Consider the following 18,078-nt stretch of genomic DNA (forward strand, 5'->3'; position numbering starts at 1 on the left):
AATAATGACCGATTACTTACTGCTCTTTGTCGGGACTGTGCTGGTTAACAACTTCGTTCTGGTGAAGTTTCTTGGCCTGTGCCCGTTTATGGGGGTTTCCAAAAAGCTGGAAACTGCAATGGGCATGGGGCTGGCGACAACCTTCGTCATGACGCTGGCCTCTGTCTGCGCGTGGTGGATTGATACCTGGATCCTCATCCCGCTGGGGTTAACCTATCTCCGCACGCTGGCTTTTATCCTGGTTATCGCGGTTGTTGTGCAATTTACCGAAATGGTGGTGCGCAAAACCAGCCCTGCGCTGTATCGCCTGCTGGGCATCTTTTTGCCGCTGATCACCACCAACTGCGCCGTACTTGGCGTGGCACTGCTGAACATCAACCTCGGGCATAACTTCATGCAATCGGCGCTGTATGGCTTCTCTGCCGCCGTCGGTTTCTCGCTGGTGATGGTGCTGTTTGCCTCTATTCGTGAACGCCTGGCGGCTGCGGACATCCCTGCGCCCTTTCGCGGGAATGCGATTGCACTGGTGACCGCAGGTTTAATGTCTTTGGCCTTTATGGGCTTTAGTGGGCTGGTGAAGTTGTAATGAATGCTATCTGGATTGCCATCGCCTCCATCAGCGTCCTGGGGTTGATGTTTGGCCTGATTCTGGGTTACGCCTCCCGTCGGTTTGCGGTCGAGGACGATCCGGTTGTAGAAAAAATTGATGAGCTCCTGCCGCAAAGCCAGTGTGGGCAATGTGGTTACCCTGGCTGTCGCCCCTATGCAGAAGCCGTCGGTATTCAGGGTGAGAAAATCAACCGCTGTGCGCCAGGTGGCGAAGCGGTGATGCTGAAAATAGCGGCCCTGCTTAACGTTGATCCGCAGCCTGTTGATGGTGATGCGGAGGTACAGGAGCCGGTTCGGGCCCTTGCCGTGATCGACGAAGCAAACTGTATTGGTTGTACCAAATGTATTCAGGCCTGCCCTGTCGACGCCATTGTTGGCGCAACCCGCGCCATGCATACCGTAGTGGCAGATCTGTGCACCGGCTGTAATCTCTGCGTGGCCCCCTGCCCGACACAGTGCATAGAATTGCGTCCGGTCGAAACGACTACCGAAAGCTGGAAGTGGGATCTTCAAACCATTCCGGTTCGCATCATTCCTGTGGAACAACATGCTTAAGTTATTTTCTGCGTTCAGAAAAGAGAAGATTTGGGACTTTGACGGCGGTATTCATCCGCCAGAGATGAAAACCCAGTCCAACGGTACGCCGCTGCGTCAAATTCCGCTGGCCACCCGTTACGTCATGCCGCTGAAACAACATATCGGCGCGGAAGGTGAACTGTGCGTAAAAGAAGGTGACATTGTCCTTCGCGGCCAGCCGCTGACCTTTGGTCGCGGACGTATGCTGCCGATACACGCCCCAACGTCCGGCAAAGTCGTGTCGATTGCGCCCCATACCGTTGCCCACCCTTCTGCACTGTCTGAACTGAGCGTCGTTATTGAAGCCGACGGTGAAGATCGCTGGATAGACCGTGACGGCTGGAGCGACTACCGCACCCAGAGTCGTGAAGCACTTATCGAACGCATTCATCAGTTCGGCGTTGCCGGTCTGGGTGGTGCAGGGTTCCCGACGGGCACCAAACTGCGCGGCGGCGGCGATAAAATTCAGACGCTGATCATCAATGCCGCCGAGTGCGAGCCATATATCACCGCCGATGACCGTCTGATGCAGGACTGTGCTGCACAGGTGGTGGAAGGTATCCGTATCCTCGCGCACATCCTGCAGCCGCGCGACGTGCTGATTGGTATTGAAGATAACAAACCGCAGGCCATTTCCATGCTGCGCGCAGTACTGGCAGGCTGTCATGATATCAGCCTGCGCGTTATCCCGACTAAATACCCGTCAGGTGGCGCGAAACAGCTGACACAAATTTTGACCGGTAAACAGGTTCCGCACGGCGGACGCTCCTCCGATATTGGCGTGCTGATGCAAAACGTCGGTACCGCCTATGCCGTGAAGCGTGCAGTGATTGACGGTGAACCGCTGACCGAGCGCGTGGTGACGCTGACCGGGGAGTCAGTTTCCCGGCCTGGCAACGTCTGGGCGCGTCTGGGTACGCCAGTGCGTCATCTTCTGGATCAGGCCGGGTTCTGCCCTGGCAGTGACCAGATGGTGATTATGGGGGGCCCTCTGATGGGCTTTACCCTGCCGTGGCTGGATGTCCCGGTCGTGAAGATCACCAACTGCCTGCTCGCCCCTTCCCCGACGGAAATGGGCGAAGAGCAGGAAGAGAAAGGCTGTATTCGTTGTAGCGCCTGCGCCGACGCCTGCCCGGCGGATCTGCTCCCGCAGCAGTTGTACTGGTACAGCAAAGGTCAGCTGCACGATAAAGCCAAAGCACATAACCTTGCCGACTGTATAGAATGCGGTGCCTGCGCCTGGGTGTGTCCAAGCAACATCCCGCTGGTGCAATATTTCCGTCAGGAGAAGGCTGAAATTTATGCCATCTCCCAGGAAGAGAAACGCGCTGCCGACGCAAAAGCCCGTTTTGAAGCCCGTCAGGCACGACTCGAACGCGAGAAAATGGCCCGTCAGGAGCGCCATAAGCAGGCAGCCGTCCAGCCTGGAGAGAAAGATCAGGATGCGATAAACGCCGCGCTGGCTCGCGTGCGGGAGAAAAAAGCTACCGCCGCACAAACCGTGGTGATCCCGGCAGGCGAGAAACCGGATAACAGCGAAGCCATTGCCGCCCGTGAAGCGCGTAAGGCCGCAGCACGCGCACGTCAGGCAGAGAAAGCACAAGACGTACAGCCGGAAGTGAACGCCGATCCGCGTAAAGCTGCCGTTGAAGCGGCTATTGCTCGCGCCAAAGCGCGTAAAGCCGGACAGCAGGACGTGGTTGTTGAGCCTGAACAGGTTGACCCACGTAAGGCTGCAGTGGAAGCGGCTATCGCCCGCGCCAAAGCGCGTAAAGCCGGACAGCAGGACGTGGTTGTTGAGCCTGAACAGGTTGACCCACGTAAGGCTGCAGTGGAAGCGGCTATCGCCCGCGCCAAAGCGCGTAAAGCCGGACAGCCGGACGTGGTTGTTGAGCCTGAACAGGTTGACCCACGTAAGGCTGCAGTGGAAGCGGCTATCGCCCGCGCCAAAGCGCGTAAAGCCGCGCAGCTGGAGCAAACCACGGAGTCAGACGCGCCGGTTGATCCGCGCAAAGCTGCCGTTGAAGCAGCGATTGCCCGGGCCAAAGCACGCAAAGCGGCACAGCAGGAAGAACAGCCCCTGACCGCAAATGACGATCCACGCAAAGCCGCCGTCGCTGCCGCGATTGCGCGCGTTCAGGCGAAGAAAGCCGCACAGCAAGCAGTTAACGAGGATTAAATGGTTTTCAGAATCGCAAGTTCCCCCTACACCCATAACCAGCGTCAGACGTCCCGGATTATGATGCTGGTCTGTCTGGCCGCACTGCCGGGCATCGCCGTACAGTTCTGGTTTTTCGGCTGGGGAACCCTTTTCCAGTTAGTCCTGGGTTGCGCCAGTGCGTTAACGGCTGAAGCGCTGGTGCTGAAGCTGCGTAAGATGGATGTCTCCCGTATTCTGAGCGACAACTCCGCGCTGTTAACCGGCCTGCTACTGGCTATCAGTATTCCACCGTTTGCTCCGTGGTGGATGGTGGTTCTCGGTACCGTGTTCGCAGTGATCATTGCCAAACAACTCTATGGCGGGCTGGGCCATAACCCGTTTAACCCGGCGATGATCGGTTACGTGGTTCTGCTGATCTCCTTCCCGGTACAGATGACCAGCTGGTTGCCGCCGCACGAAATAGCAGCCACAGTGCCAGGTTTTATGGATGCCCTGCAGATGATCTTTACCAGCCATTCGGCATCCGGTGCCGATATGAACACGCTGCGTATGGGTGTGGACGGTATCAGCCAGGCCACCCCACTTGATACCTTTAAAACCTCCCTGCATGCCGGGCACAGCGTTGAGCAGATCATGAAATCGGCGATTTACAGCGGTGTGCTGGCAGGTGCTGGCTGGCAGTGGGTCAACCTGGCGTATCTGCTGGGTGGCGTATTCCTGCTGCAACAAAAAGCGATTCGCTGGCATATTCCGGTCAGTTTCCTTGTGACGCTGGCAGTCTGTTCCACGCTGGGCTGGGTGTTTTCTCCTGAGTCACTTGCCAGCCCGCAGATGCATCTGCTCTCCGGTGCGACCATGCTGGGTGCGTTCTTTATCCTGACCGACCCGGTCACAGCGTCTACCACCAATCGCGGTCGCCTGATTTTCGGCGCGCTCGCCGGGCTGCTGGTGTGGCTTATTCGTAGCTTTGGTGGCTACCCGGACGGTGTTGCCTTCGCCGTCCTGCTTGCCAACATCACCGTTCCGCTCATTGACTACTACACGCGTCCGCGTGTGTATGGTCATCGTTAAGGGTTTCGCTATGCTGAAAACAATGCAAAAACATGGCGTCACGCTGGCCATTTTCGCCGCCGTCCTGACAGGGCTGACGGCGCTGGTAAACGCACTGACCAAAACGACCATTGATGAACAGGCAGCGAAGCAGCAAAAAGCGTTGTTCGATCAGGTGATCCCGTCTGACGTCTACGATAATGACCTGCAGAAAAGCTGTTTCGTGGTGCAGGCACCGCAGTTAGGCAAAGGCACACATCGCGTCTTTATTGCCCGCAAAGGGGATAAGGCCGTGGGCGCGGTCATGGAAGCGACGGCCCCCGACGGGTATTCCGGTGCCATTCAACTGCTCGTTGGCAGCGATTTTTCCGGTACCGTGCTGGGTACCCGCGTGACGGCACATCATGAAACGCCAGGGCTGGGAGATAAAATCGAACTGCGTCTGAGCGACTGGATTTTGCATTTTGCCGGTAAAGTGATCCACGGTGAGACAGACACGGCTTTCGCCGTGAAGAAAGATGGCGGCGAATTCGACCAGTTCACGGGCGCAACCATTACCCCGCGCGCCGTCGTCAATGCCGTAAAACGAGCCGGGTTGTATGCAGAAACACTGCCCGCGCAAATTAATAATCTTCCGGCCTGTGAGGAGTAGTCATGAGCCAGGTTAAAGAGGTTATCGTCCAGGGGCTGTGGAAAAACAACTCCGCACTGGTGCAATTGCTGGGGATGTGCCCGCTGCTGGCAGTGACATCCACCGCCACCAACGCGCTTGGCCTGGGGCTGGCGACAACGCTGGTGCTGACCCTGACCAACCTGTCCATCTCCGCGCTGCGCCGCTGGACACCGTCGGAAATCCGCATTCCGATTTACGTGATGATCATCGCTTCGGTGGTAAGTATCGTTCAGATGCTGATTAACGCCTATGCTTTTGGTCTGTACCAGTCTCTGGGGATTTTTATTCCGCTTATCGTGACCAACTGTATTGTGGTCGGACGCGCTGAAGCCTTTGCGGTGAAGAACAGCCCGGCAATGTCAGCCCTGGATGGTTTTTCCATCGGCATGGGTGCGACCTGCGCAATGTTTGTTCTGGGATCTCTGCGTGAAATTCTGGGCAACGGAACGCTGTTTGACGGTGCCGATGCGCTGCTGGGCGGCTGGGCAAAAGCGTTGCGTATCGAGGTGTTCCATACGGATACACCATTCCTGCTGGCGATGTTACCGCCGGGCGCTTTTATTGGCCTCGGCATGATGCTGGCGGTAAAATATCTGATTGATGAGAAACGTAAACGCCGTGCTGCCGAGCGCAGCGTACAGGAAGGGATACCCGAGAAGGCCTCATGAATAAAGAAAAACGCATCGCGATCCTGACCCGTCTGCGGGACGAGAACCCACATCCGACGACGGAGCTGAATTTTAACTCGCCGTTTGAGCTATTGATCGCCGTGTTGCTTTCGGCGCAGGCCACTGACGTGAGCGTCAATAAAGCGACTGCCCTGCTCTATCCGGTAGCCAACACGCCAAAGGCGATGCTGGAGCTTGGTGTAGATGGCGTGAAGTCGTATATCAAAACCATCGGCCTGTTTAACAGCAAAGCGGAAAACGTCATCAAGACCTGCCGGATTTTGCTTGAACAGCACGGCGGTGAAGTACCGGAAGATCGTGCTGCGCTGGAGGCGTTACCTGGCGTTGGGCGTAAAACAGCTAACGTGGTGTTGAACACTGCGTTTGGCTGGCCAACTATCGCCGTTGACACCCATATTTTCCGCGTATCCAACCGCACTCGCTTCGCACCGGGTAAGAACGTAGAACAGGTTGAAGAGAAACTGTTAAAAGTGGTTCCCGCCGAATTTAAGGTCGATTGCCATCACTGGTTGATTCTGCATGGCCGTTATACCTGCATTGCGCGCAAGCCTCACTGCGGCTCCTGTATCATTGAAGATCTCTGCGAATACGATAGCAAAGAATCATTGTAAGGGTTGCAGGCGGCAGTGACGTCAGAATGCCCCGGCAGATGATGCTGTCGGGGCATGACGTTCTGTCTGGCTTCCTACTTTTTCCGCGTGTCAATGAAACGCATAATCACCACATAGAAAACGGGCACAAAGAAAACGGCGAGTAAAGTACCACTTATCATACCGCCGAAAACGCCCGTACCAATTGCGTGCTGCGTACTGTCGCTTGCTCCGCTGGCGAACATCAGTGGCACGACCCCCAGCGTAAAAGCAAGTGACGTCATGAGTATCGGCCTTAAGCGTTGCTTCGACGCAGCTAAAGTTGCCTGTATCAACGTGTGACCCTGAGCCCGTAACTGCCTCGCAAACTCTATAATCAGAATCGCATTTTTGGCAGACAGCCCTATCAGGGTTATCAGCCCCACTTTGAAAAAGACATCGTTCGTCATATTCGCAATGGTCACAGCCAGAACCGCGCCGAGGAGCCCCAGCGGAACAACCAGCATAACCGCAAACGGAATAGACCAGCTTTCATACAGTGCCGCCAAAACCATAAACACCACTAAAATCGACAGGACAATGAGCCCCGGGAGTTGAGATGCAGACTCTTTTTCCTGTAATGAGCTGCCCGCCCATTCTCCTGCAAAACCTGCGGGTAAACGCCCTGCCAGCGTTTCCATCTCTGCCATCGCAGTACCACTGGATCCCCCCGGAGCCGCGCTGCCGGTGATGCGTATAGCAGGATACCCCTGATAACGATTTAACTGCTGTGGTGCGACGGCCCAGGATTGGGTCACAAATGTCGACAAGGGTACCATTTGCCCCAAGCGGTTTTTTACCGGGATGTTCAGTAACTGCTCAGGCTGCATGCGGTAAGGTGCATCGGCCTGTACAATAACCTGCTGAACCCGGCCATTATTTGTGTAGTCATTGACGTAATTTGAGCCTGTTGTGACGGAAAGCGTTTGATTAATCTCTTCAAACGACACGCTCATGGCTTCCGCCTTTTCCCTGTCCACATTAAGGGCCAGACGGGTTCCCTCCGGAAGCCCATCAATATAAACATCCGTCAATTGTGAACTCTGGTTGGCATGCCGCACGAGCTCATCCGCTGCATTTTTTAATGCCTGATACCCCTTCCCCCCTCTGTCCTGCAGGTAATAGGTAAATCCGGATGAGGTCCCCATATCGGAAATTGCCGGTGGAAGCAGGCTCATTGTGACCGCATCAGGAACAGCTTCCATTCTGGACTGGATATGGTCGGCTTCATCCTGCGCGGTGGCTCCCTTACGGTATTTCCAGTCTTTCAGCGTGGTGAAGGACATTGCCGAATTCGGCCCTGAACCTGAAAACCCAAATCCGAGGATCATGATGTTGCTTTCAATTGCCTGCCGTGACGCAATTTCATCTTCAAATGTTTTCACCACCTTCAGGGTACGCTGCATCGTGGCGTCTGCAGGCAGCTGGATAGAAGACATAAAGTAGCCTTGATCTTCGTCTGGCAGAAACGAAGAAGGTAACGAGGATAACCCGACAAACAAGGCACTACATAATGCAGCATACAGCAGCATCATGCGCCCGGTCCGCTTCAGAACACCGCCCAGACCGGACTCATAAAAGGACGTGAGCGTGTGGAAACGTGCGTTAAACCACAACGAAAACGCATTGCCTCTGTTCTTCTGGCCAGGTGGATGAGGCTTAAGCAACGTGGCACACAGCGCAGGTGTAAGCGTTAGCGCCAGAAATGCCGATAACAAAATAGACACGGCCATAGAAATACAAAATTGCCGGTAAATGATGCCGACGGAACCGGTCGCAAAACCCATTGGAATAAATACGGCGGTGAGTACGAGCGTAATGCCTATGATTGCTGGCGTGATCTCATGCATAGCTTCCCGCGTTGCATCCCGGGGAGACAACCCTTTTTCTTCCATCAGACGTTCGACGTTCTCTACGACAACAATGGCGTCATCAACGATGATGCCAATCGCCAGCACCATACCAAACATCGTCAGAATGTTGATGGAATAACCACTTAATAGCATCACGGTAAAGGTCCCCAGAAGTGCCACCGGTGCCACAATAGCCGGGATCAGCGTGCAACGTATCTTGTGCAGAAAAAGCAGCATCACAAGGAAGACCAGCACCATCGCTTCAGCAAAAGTCTGCATGACTTTCAGAATTGAAAGCTTCACAAAGGGAGCGGTATCAAAGGGAACCGTAAACGCCATCCCTTCAGGAAGAACACCTGAAAGCTCGCTAATCCGTTCGCGAATTCCCGATGCCGTGCTTATCGCATTTGCGCCAGGCGAAAGCTGGATAGCGGCTGCCGTGGCAGGTACCCCCTTCTCGCGGATGCCGAAAGCATAACTTTGCAGCCCGGACTCAACGCGAGCGATATCGGACAACTTCAGACGTGCGCCTGTCGTCTCTGACTTAATGGTGATATTGCGAAAAGCATCCACAGAGGAGAGCTGCCCCATCACCGTAATCGGATACGTCACCCCCTGCCCGGGTACTGCAGGCTCATCGCCCGTTCTGCCAGGTGAAACGATCATGTTTTGCTGGGCAACGGCAGTCAGTACGTCGGTGACAGAAAGGCCAAAACTGTGCAGTTTCATTGGATCCAGCCATATCCGCAGGGCTTTTTCACCGCCAAACAACTGAACTTTTCCCACGCCTGGCACCCGCCGAAGCTCATCGCTCACGTTTCTGGCAAAATAGTCGCTCAAATCTGCTTCCTGGTACTCTCCTGTGCTGGAGGTTAACCCCACCATCATCAGAAACCCGGAATTTGCCGCCTCAACGTTAATACCGTTTTGACGAACTGCCTGAGGTAGACGGGGCTCCACAATTTTTATCTGGTTTTGCAGATCCATCTGAGCAAGTTTACTGTCTGTGCCAGGCCTGAACGTGACTGTAATAGAAGCGGTACCGCTGGTATCGCTGGAGGATTCAAAATAAAGCAAATTATCCACGCCAGAAATTTCACGTTCGATGAGTGAAACGACGGATGTATTCATGACGTCAGGACTGACGCCAGGGTAACTGACCGAAATAATGATACCAGGCGGCGCGACTGCCGGATACTGAGCGACGGGTAGACGCGGTATAGACAATATTCCAGTCAGAACGATGAACAGCGCCACTACCCAGGCGAAAACAGGACGTTCAATAAAAAATTGTGGCATTAAATATACTTCCAGTCAGCTAACATAACGTTCAGGTAAGTCAGAATGCTCCACCCGATAAACGTCTATCGTCGTCGGTTGTTACCCGTTTACCGGGATCCCGGAGTGGCAAAATTTTTGTAAGCAGCTGCGGAATGTCATCCAGATAAAGCGACATTCAGCATGTGTTGAGTCTACGGTGTACATGTTTAGAGTGTATGGGGGGTTTATGGAGGAAATGTTGAGCCAGGCTCAGAGATCTTGCGCCCCCCTATTTAGATAAATATGTAATATCTGAATTTGTGTTACACATGCATTCAAATCATTCTCATGATCAGATATAAAGGTGAGCCAATAAAAAAGATCAACAAAAAACATTCATAGTAAAAGACCAGATCGTCTATATCTGGCGGAACATTCAGCAGCGTGGTGAAGATAAGGATAAGGTAAGCAAAAATCACCACCAAACCAAAAGTCAAAATACATAACTCCTTAAGCGCCCCTGATTTTTTTTGCGAAATGAGTAACAGAACTGACATTGATATGCAGCCATAAATCAACGGTGACGAGAGGATGGTCGACGCCACTTGCTCTTCTTCATTGTGCATCAGAACCAGCCAAAGATAGAGCAACCCCCAGGACATTAACAGGAATACAAATGAGATGCTGATTTTTCTGGATACTGCATATTTTTTAATGTTCATACTCATTAGCGTCGAAATTTAATTAATGTGGCAAGTCATGGACAGGTTCTTTTTCCAGAAGTTCATTTGTTCACAGAATATATCCTTTCCATCTATACCTGAATGCACGCCCTGCACACTATTACACTACTGTGTTGAGTGTTTATTTCCGTAATGTGGAGCCAATGTGGAGATACCATTCTAAATGACCTTTATCACTTACCTGATACAACAATGGAAATTTTCACTATAACTGCAACTTTTACATAAAAGGAGGGTCTGAATGCTTCATACAGACCTGACAGGTCAAACAATGGGCGTTAATTTGCTTTTGGTATCAAATTTTTCAGCCATATACTCAGATAAGACATAGCATATATTATCCGTACAACAGGAGATAAAATGAACAAAAACAACCTAATCCTGGTTGCCGAAGATGATGATGAAATAGCCGATATCCTGATGAGCTATTTACAACGTGCGGGAATGAAGACGCTCAGGGCGGCGGATGGCGAGCTGGCAATAAGCCTTAGTCGCCTTAATAAACCCGATCTTATCTTGCTGGACATCCACCTGCCCGTGTTTGATGGCTGGAGTGTCCTGACAACGTTGCGTAAAGAAAGTAATGTTCCCGTCATTATGGTCACCGCGCTTGATCAGGATGTGGATAAACTCATGGGCTTACGGCTTGGTGCTGATGATTATGTTATCAAACCCTTTAATCCTTCCGAGGTGGTTGCGAGGGTTGAAGCGGTGCTGCGCCGAACAAAACCCAACGCACAGCAGGCTGGTGCCAGACCACTCAGAACGCCATTTATTACCATCTACCCTGATGATTTCTATATTGAGATCACCGTCGGGAGTGACGTTGTTACCCCGGTACTGACAACAACCGAATTTAAGCTCCTGACTTATCTGGCCAGAAACCCGAGAAAAGTGTGTTCCCGTGAAGAATTACTTAACGCCTGCCTGCCTGAAGGCGACACGCTTGACCGAACGGTAGACAGCCACATGAGTAAACTGCGTAAAAAACTTGAACACGCAGGCCTTAAAGGGGTTCCAGAAAGTATAAGGGGGATGGGTTACCGGTTGGGTGAGAATAAATGAGAAAAGAGCCTATTCTGAGCCGTCAAATATTGACGTACATGCTATCGCTAACGTTCATCATCATTATTATCTCCATCGTGGGAACCTATTTATTTTATACCTTTTTAATAGATTACATTCCGGGAGGTCTGGCATCCGGAGAAGAAGACAAGATGACCTTGCTGGACTGGTCATGGATAATCATCGCGACAACAACCAGTCTGATGATTTCCCTCTTTTTCACATTGAAATTGTCAGCAAGAATACTGACTCCGCTAAACGCTGTAGCCTATAGCCTGAAACGCATTTCACAAGGGGATCTTGATGCCAGGGCGTATTGTGCTACGTCGCAGTTGGGGGAGATAAATAACCTTGTTAATGATTTCAACGAAATGGCCGAAAAGTTGCAAACGCTGGAGGCCCAGAGACAGTCGTGGAATGCGGCTATTGCCCATGAACTCAGAACACCCGTGACGATTCTGCGGGGACGGCTTCAGGGGCTGGTAGACGGTGTTTTTGAACCGGACGCGGCTTTGTTCAAAAATCTGCTCAAGCAAACCGAAGGGTTAACCCATCTGATTGAAGATCTCAGGGTTGTTAGCTCTTCCGGAGGAGCAGGTTATACATTATCACCCTGTGAAGTTGATCTTCAGGAAACGATAACAAGTGCGCTTGATGCCTTCGCGATGGAATTTAAAAGCAATCATTTCAATATTATAACTGAACTCAGACACCAGCACTGCGTCTGCGATCCCTTGCGCATTATTCAGTGCCTGACCGTACTCTTTGATAATGCCTTACACTATTCAACATCGAAGACACTCGTCGTGAGAAATGGCGTTACTGATAAAGAAAACTACATTCTGATTGAGGATAAGGGCCCCGGCATTCCCCAACCATTTCAGAAATTTTTGTTCCAGCCCTTTCAGCGTGGAGAAGGCGCACGAGAAGCCAATCCCGAAGGGTGCGGGCTTGGGTTATCGGTCGTCAGAGCTATCATGTTAGCCCACAGTGGTGATGCAAGTTACAGGCTAACGCAGCAGAATCACTCAGTATTCAGGCTGTCATGGCCAGTGGCTAAGTAACGTCAGCGACATCATGAAACAGGCTCATGCGAGCCTGTTTTCTACTGGCGTTAAGTGCCACATCTCCCCGAGTCTGGCATCCCACTCTGACGGTGTTATTTTAAGCTTCCCGCGTTTTGGGCTTAATGTAATTTCACTGAAGTAGATTTCATCTTTGTTTAGCATAAGATCAACACGACAATAGTCTATTCCCTTTGCTAACTCCTGTGATGCAGCAATGGCATGACGAAATGATTCAGGCTCCTGAATCATATGTGGTGTATTCGGGTATTCCATCTGGAATGGTTGCAATCGCCAGGACCTATCATAAACATTGATAAAACCTTTCCCACTATCATCGGTGAAATCTGCCTCAACGAAGCAGGCAACACCATGAAAACAATGCACCCGCAGCATTTCAGGAGTATTGTTCCTGTCCTGACCCGAAAACAAATCTATGTACTCTTCGCAGAGAATGACTGGCTTGATATTCTTATATTGCCACTCCCTCGTGGTGTAATACATATTTCGTTTTAACGCAAATTTAAGCCTGTTCGCCGCTTTTGTGGTGTTAAATCCGTCCCGACTTGTGCAAATGACGGTGCTCCCGCAGTCATGATTACACTTCAGAACAAACTTCTCAGGTAACACGCTAAAATCGATATCTTCTGCTTTATTATAGATACCAATCAGAGGTACCGTTTTAATTTTTTGCGTTCTGGCGTGAACATACTCCCGAACCGCAAGCTTATCAGCAAGAAACGTATATAACGTGTTATGGTCAAATATCAGTCTGTGACATAGCTTTTCGTTCAGCGTTACAGGCTGCCTTAAGTTTGAAAGTTTACCTGATGATTTATAAAGTCTGGTTGTATGGAAGTGCAAGTCTGTTGTGAAAAAAGACCGCCATTTCCTGAGCAAATATTCAGCATATTTTAAATGACCGTTAAGTTTGTTCATTGTTCCTCCTGGGCACAATGAACATTTTGCTAGCGGATGATTGATTTATATTGTGCAAATTATGGAGAGGATATGGAGCAGGCCCTGCCATGGATATATTTTTTGCCGTTATTGACATAAGAGGCATACGTCAATTAGCATCCGATAAGGACGTTGCATAAAAATGAAGGCCGTAACATCGCTGTAATCGGTCTGAAGTAAGATATGCGCTGTCGCTATTTCGATAATAAAATAAGCAACCGTTCCATTCCAGGATAATTCGGCACTCTGTATGATATCCGGTATTGTCACAGAAGCGTCATTTTGGGTTGCTAAATAATAACTACGTCTGTACCAGACGATCAGATATAGCGCATCTGCTGAAGAGGATCGCTCCTCTTTCTGGACTGCATGGCATTCAACACTTTTCAGGATAATTACAAATGCAATGGCGCAACACCGCAACCCACTTTGGCGTGCTCGCTAAATTCTTCCACTGGACCACTGCTGCCGCGTTTATCGCCGCTTACATCGTCGTCTATTATGTCATCTGGTTCATGGACGACACTTCGCAGGGATCCTGGCCAGTACTCAATATTCATTGGGTACTGGGTTTACTGGTGGGCTTCCTGGTGCTTCCGCGCTTGCTGTGGCGGTTGCTGAACGTACAGCCTGAAGAAGTGCCCGGCTCCAGCCTTGAACACACGCTTGCGAGCGTCGCGCATTGGGGTCTGTACGGACTGCTGGTTATGATGCCGCTGACCGGATACCTCGGCACCGGGGCCCCCACGAATTTCGGGCTATTCAGCGTAACCGGCTTCAACGAAACCCGGCTGTTCGGGTGGATAAGCAGCACCTGGGGTTTGAGCTTTGAAGCATTTGAGGTGCCCATTGATGCAGTGCATCACTTTTTAGGTAAATGGGTGGCGTGGGTCGTGGTGGGTCTGCATATAGCCGCTGCACTTTTCCATCACTGGGTGCGTCGTGACGACGTGCTGACACGTATGTTGCCTTAGTCGATGGGCTGAAAATATTCGATGGCGTACTGAGCTATCACTGCTGGCATTCAGACAGGAATGCTGATTGCCAGCCAAAAAATCTCTACCGCTTAATATTCGTTTTCGTAACCCCTCTTCCTGTCAATTACCCGGTCATTTAGCACTCAAACAGGTTAATTGTTTTTTCATCACCCAAAATTTCTATACATCTGTGATCGAGATCACTCTGATAACGTCATGTTGGATTTTTGTTGTTAAAACCGCCGCAACCCCTTAGCCAGACAAGATTTAACCGCCTATCAGCAACATATAAGACCAGTCATTTTTCAGATTATAGGCTATATCACTGCCGTAAAGGTCAAATAGCAGAACATATTGCCGAAAGGGGGCCTCCAGGGGTTTTTGGCAGTGAAAAAAACCACCAATGCTCAACCATCAAAATTTAACGCTGAATAACATTTGTATGACCCGATGATTATACCGCCCCAGTTATATGTAACAGAGTATTACAAACGTATTGCCAGACGGGTCAGGATAGTGAACATTACCCGCCGTTTCCCCTCCCAATATAACTATAAGGCGGATGGACTACGGCCATCACGCTATGAACACCCCCGTTAATATGGGATGTAAAAAAAGAGGTATATGTGTCTACTGCAAACAATAAACCAACAGATGAAAGCGTGAGTCTTAACGCTTTTAAACAACCAAAAGCGTTCTATCTCATCTTCTCTATCGAGTTATGGGAGCGTTTTGGTTATTACGGCCTGCAAGGGATCATGGCGGTTTACCTGGTCAAACAACTGGGTATGTCCGAAGCGGATTCCATCACGCTGTTCTCTTCTTTCAGTGCCCTCGTGTACGGTCTGGTCGCAATTGGCGGCTGGCTGGGTGATAAAGTCCTCGGTACCAAACGTGTGATTATGCTGGGCGCTATCGTTCTGGCCATTGGTTACGCGCTGGTTGCATGGTCTGGCCACGATGCCGCTGTCGTCTATATGGGTATGGCGACCATCGCAGTAGGTAACGGTCTGTTCAAAGCGAACCCGTCTTCCCTGCTCTCTACCTGCTACAGCAAAGATGACCCACGTCTGGACGGTGCATTCACGATGTACTACATGTCCGTGAACATCGGTTCCTTCTTCTCTATGCTGGCAACACCGTGGCTGGCAGCAAAATTCGGCTGGAGCGTTGCGTTCTCTCTGTCCGTTGTCGGTATGCTGATCACCGTAGTGAACTTTGCCTTCTGCAAACGCTGGGTTAAAAACTACGGTTCAAAACCAGACTTCGAGCCAGTGCATATGGGCAAACTGCTGGCAACCATCGTTGGCGTGGTGATCCTCGCAACGATCGCAACCTGGCTGCTGCATAACCAGGGCGTTGCGCGTGCCGTTCTGGGTCTGGTTGCTCTGGGTATTGTGTGCATCTTCGCGAAAGAAGCCTTCGCCATGCAGGGTGCTGCACGTCGTAAGATGATTGTGGCGTTCATCCTGATGCTGGAAGCGGTTATCTTCTTCGTACTGTACAGCCAGATGCCAACGTCTCTGAACTTCTTCGCCATCCGTAACGTAGAGCACTCCATCCTGGGTATCGCGTTCGAGCCGGAGCAGTATCAGGCGCTGAACCCGTTCTGGATCATGATTGGTAGCCCAATTCTGGCTGCTATCTACAACAAGATGGGCGACCGTCTGCCAATGCCACACAAGTTTGCTATCGGCATGGTACTGTGCTCTGGTGCATTCCTGGTGCTGCCACTGGGCGCGAAATTTGCGACCGACGCAGGTATCGTCTCCGTGAACTGGCTGATCCTGAGCTACGCGCTGCAGTCTATCGGTGAGCTGATGATCTCTGGTCTGGGTCTGGCAATGGTTGCACAGCTGGTTCCACAGCGTCTGATGGGCTTCATCATGGGTAGCTGGTTCCTGACCACTGCAGGTGCAGCCATCATCGCGGGTAAAATCGCGAACCTGATGGCGGTGCCTGATAACGTGACCGACCCACTGGTTTCCCTGAATGTCTACGGTAGCGTATTCATGCAGATTGGCATTGCAACAGCGGTTATCGCCGTTCTGATGCTGCTGACAGCGCCTAAACTGAATCGTATGACCCTGGACGACGACAAAATCGCAAAAGCGACCAAAACCGCTACCGCGTAATGTCATCGGGAAACGACTGAACAGAAGCCGCTAACTTTGCGTTAGCGGCTTTTTTTTTATCCGTTCGCGCACTAACATAGCTGGAACCTCAGCAAAAAGGAGTTACCGATGAAACTGTTCTACAAACCGGGCGCGTGCTCTCTTGCTTCTCATATTACCCTGCGCGAGAGCGGCAAAGATTTCACGCTGGATGGCGTTGACCTGATGAAAAAACGCCTGGAAAACGGCGATGACTTCTTTGCTATCAACCCGAAGGGACAAGTTCCGGCCCTGCTGTTAGATGACGGTACGCTCTTGACTGAAGGCGTGGCGATCATGCAATTCCTGGCCGATAGCGTGCCTGACCGTCAACTGCTGGCACCTGTAAGCAGCATTTCCCGCTACAAGACGCTGGAGTGGCTGAACTACATTGCAACCGAGCTGCACAAAGGCTTCACGCCACTGTTCCGCCCGGATACACCAGAAGAGTTCAAGCCGACGGTGCGTGCCCAACTGGAGAAAAAGCTGCACTACATTAACGACTCGCTGAAAGACGATCAGTGGATTTGTGGTACGCGGTTCACCATTGCCGATGCCTATCTGTTTACCGTTCTGCGCTGGGCGCGGGCGGTTAAACTGAACATGGAAGGGTTAGACCATATTGCATCTTATATGGAACGTGTGGCAGCGCGCCCTGCGGTGGCTGCGGCGCTGAAAGCGGAAGGATTGAACTAAGCTGTTTGTCTTGCCGGGTGGCGCTAACGCTTACCCGGCATACAAAATGCAAACCGTTATAATTGTGTCGCGCTGAAATACTGCTCCGGCTTCGCGATACGATCCTGCGCCGCAACGACCTGTAACTCATATTCCTGTCTGCTTTTCGTCGCAACCATGATTTCGTAAACCGCCGCAGTAACATGCTCCAGCGCATCACGCAGCGTCGCTCCCTGAAGCAACTTCACCAACAGCAGGCCGCTGGTCACATCACCAACGCCAACCGGCTGACGTGCGCCAAAATCCACCAGCGGACGGCTGATATGCCAGGCTTCGTCTTTGGTCACCAGCAGCATCTCAAAACGATCCTGGCTCACTCCTGCACGCGCAAGATGTTTCACCAGCACAATCTCTGGCCCCAGGGCAATCAGCTCACGGGAAGCGCTAACCGCCTCTTCTACGCTGTTGACCGGATGCTCGCAAAGGATCTCCAGCTCGATCAGGTTTGGCGCAATAATATCGCTGGCAGGCAGCGCGTGACGAACATGGAATTCAGCCACACCGGGGGCCACAATGCAGCCTTTCTCCGGATGCCCCATCACAGGGTCGCAGAAGTATTTTGCCGCCGGGTTCGCCGCTTTCACCTGACGCACGATGCCGAGAATATGTTCTCCCTGCTCTGCCGAACCGAGGTAACCGCTCAGGACGGCGTCACAGCGTTTAAGCTGATCGATATCGGCAAGGCCTTGTACAATCTCCGTCAGATGCGAAGGCGGCATCACACAGCCGGCCCATTTACCGTATTGCGTGTGGTTTGAGAACTGTACGGTATTGAGGGGCCAGACGTTGGCCCCGAGGCGACGCATCGGGAATTCCGCAGCGCTGTTGCCAGCATGTCCAAAAACGACGTGAGACTGAATGGCGAGGATGTTCTTCATTTT

General features: G+C 51.7%; 16 protein-coding genes. 12 read left to right on the plus strand and 4 right to left on the minus strand.

What is annotated here, in order from left to right:
- Positions 1-4 precede the first annotated feature (4 nt).
- From rsxA to nth, 7 genes are read left to right on the plus strand one after another with little or no spacing between them, the layout of a single operon-like run.
- Complete coding sequence (rsxA, locus tag ACHHZ6_RS07170) at positions 5-586, plus strand: electron transport complex subunit RsxA (protein ID WP_182271235.1); 582 nt, start codon at positions 5-7, stop codon at positions 584-586.
- Complete coding sequence (rsxB, locus tag ACHHZ6_RS07175; protein WP_182271234.1) at positions 586-1,164, plus strand: electron transport complex subunit RsxB; 579 nt, start codon at positions 586-588, stop codon at positions 1,162-1,164. The genes rsxA and rsxB overlap by 1 nt, the downstream gene beginning before the upstream one ends.
- Positions 1,157-3,364 carry an electron transport complex subunit RsxC gene (rsxC, locus tag ACHHZ6_RS07180; RefSeq protein ID WP_395122034.1) on the plus strand — a complete coding sequence of 736 codons (2,208 nt, stop codon included), beginning with the start codon at positions 1,157-1,159 and terminating at the stop codon, positions 3,362-3,364. The genes rsxB and rsxC overlap by 8 nt, the downstream gene beginning before the upstream one ends.
- The gene (gene rsxD, locus ACHHZ6_RS07185; RefSeq protein ID WP_395122035.1) at positions 3,365-4,417 is read left to right on the plus strand and encodes an electron transport complex subunit RsxD; all 1,053 of its coding nucleotides are present in this window, start codon (positions 3,365-3,367) and stop codon (positions 4,415-4,417) included.
- A gap of 10 nt (positions 4,418-4,427) precedes the next feature.
- Entirely contained in the window at positions 4,428-5,048 is a 621-nt protein-coding gene (gene rsxG, locus ACHHZ6_RS07190; RefSeq protein WP_182271231.1) for an electron transport complex subunit RsxG, read from the plus strand.
- A 2-nt stretch (positions 5,049-5,050) separates the two neighbouring features.
- Complete coding sequence (locus tag ACHHZ6_RS07195) at positions 5,051-5,737, plus strand: electron transport complex subunit E (RefSeq protein WP_182271230.1); 687 nt, start codon at positions 5,051-5,053, stop codon at positions 5,735-5,737.
- Positions 5,734-6,369, plus strand: coding sequence for an endonuclease III (gene nth / locus ACHHZ6_RS07200; protein WP_395122036.1), 636 nt, complete (start codon positions 5,734-5,736; stop codon positions 6,367-6,369). The genes ACHHZ6_RS07195 and nth overlap by 4 nt, the downstream gene beginning before the upstream one ends.
- Before the next feature lie 74 nt (positions 6,370-6,443).
- On the opposite strand, the gene ACHHZ6_RS07205 is transcribed toward nth, so the two are convergent.
- Both ACHHZ6_RS07205 and ACHHZ6_RS07210 read right to left on the minus strand, forming a co-directional pair.
- Positions 6,444-9,539 (minus strand): multidrug efflux RND transporter permease subunit, encoded by a 3,096-nt coding sequence (locus tag ACHHZ6_RS07205; protein ID WP_395122037.1) that lies wholly within the window; start codon positions 9,537-9,539, stop codon positions 6,444-6,446.
- A 296-nt stretch (positions 9,540-9,835) separates the two neighbouring features.
- Complete coding sequence (locus ACHHZ6_RS07210; protein WP_182918532.1) at positions 9,836-10,222, minus strand: transporter; 387 nt, start codon at positions 10,220-10,222, stop codon at positions 9,836-9,838.
- A 381-nt stretch (positions 10,223-10,603) separates the two neighbouring features.
- On the opposite strand from ACHHZ6_RS07210, the gene ACHHZ6_RS07215 reads away from it, so the two are divergent.
- Complete coding sequence (locus tag ACHHZ6_RS07215; RefSeq protein WP_182271227.1) at positions 10,604-11,308, plus strand: response regulator; 705 nt, start codon at positions 10,604-10,606, stop codon at positions 11,306-11,308.
- A complete protein-coding gene (locus ACHHZ6_RS07220; RefSeq protein ID WP_182918534.1) occupies positions 11,305-12,372 on the plus strand; it encodes an ATP-binding protein in 1,068 nt (355 codons plus the stop codon). Before ACHHZ6_RS07215 ends, ACHHZ6_RS07220 begins: the two co-directional genes overlap by 4 nt.
- Before the next feature lie 24 nt (positions 12,373-12,396).
- Here the strand turns inward: ACHHZ6_RS07220 and ACHHZ6_RS07225 are convergent, their stop codons facing one another.
- On the minus strand, positions 12,397-13,311 hold the full coding sequence (locus ACHHZ6_RS07225; RefSeq protein WP_182918535.1) for an ATP-grasp fold amidoligase family protein: 915 nt from the start codon (positions 13,309-13,311) through the stop codon (positions 12,397-12,399).
- A 422-nt stretch (positions 13,312-13,733) separates the two neighbouring features.
- On the opposite strand from ACHHZ6_RS07225, the gene ACHHZ6_RS07230 reads away from it, so the two are divergent.
- From ACHHZ6_RS07230 to gstA, 3 genes are all read left to right on the plus strand, one after another.
- Positions 13,734-14,306 carry a cytochrome b gene (locus ACHHZ6_RS07230; protein WP_182271224.1) on the plus strand — a complete coding sequence of 191 codons (573 nt, stop codon included), beginning with the start codon at positions 13,734-13,736 and terminating at the stop codon, positions 14,304-14,306.
- 629 nt (positions 14,307-14,935) lie between these two features.
- A complete protein-coding gene (gene dtpA, locus ACHHZ6_RS07235; protein ID WP_182271223.1) occupies positions 14,936-16,444 on the plus strand; it encodes a dipeptide/tripeptide permease DtpA in 1,509 nt (502 codons plus the stop codon).
- 108 nt (positions 16,445-16,552) lie between these two features.
- On the plus strand, positions 16,553-17,158 hold the full coding sequence (gstA, locus tag ACHHZ6_RS07240; protein WP_182271222.1) for a glutathione transferase GstA: 606 nt from the start codon (positions 16,553-16,555) through the stop codon (positions 17,156-17,158).
- A gap of 56 nt (positions 17,159-17,214) precedes the next feature.
- Here the strand turns inward: gstA and pdxY are convergent, their stop codons facing one another.
- Positions 17,215-18,075 carry a pyridoxal kinase PdxY gene (pdxY, locus tag ACHHZ6_RS07245; protein ID WP_182271221.1) on the minus strand — a complete coding sequence of 287 codons (861 nt, stop codon included), beginning with the start codon at positions 18,073-18,075 and terminating at the stop codon, positions 17,215-17,217.
- Positions 18,076-18,078 lie beyond the last annotated feature (3 nt).

The organism is Enterobacter cloacae complex sp. 2024EL-00214 (assembly GCF_043945575.1).
GTDB lineage: Bacteria > Pseudomonadota > Gammaproteobacteria > Enterobacterales > Enterobacteriaceae > Enterobacter > Enterobacter cloacae_P.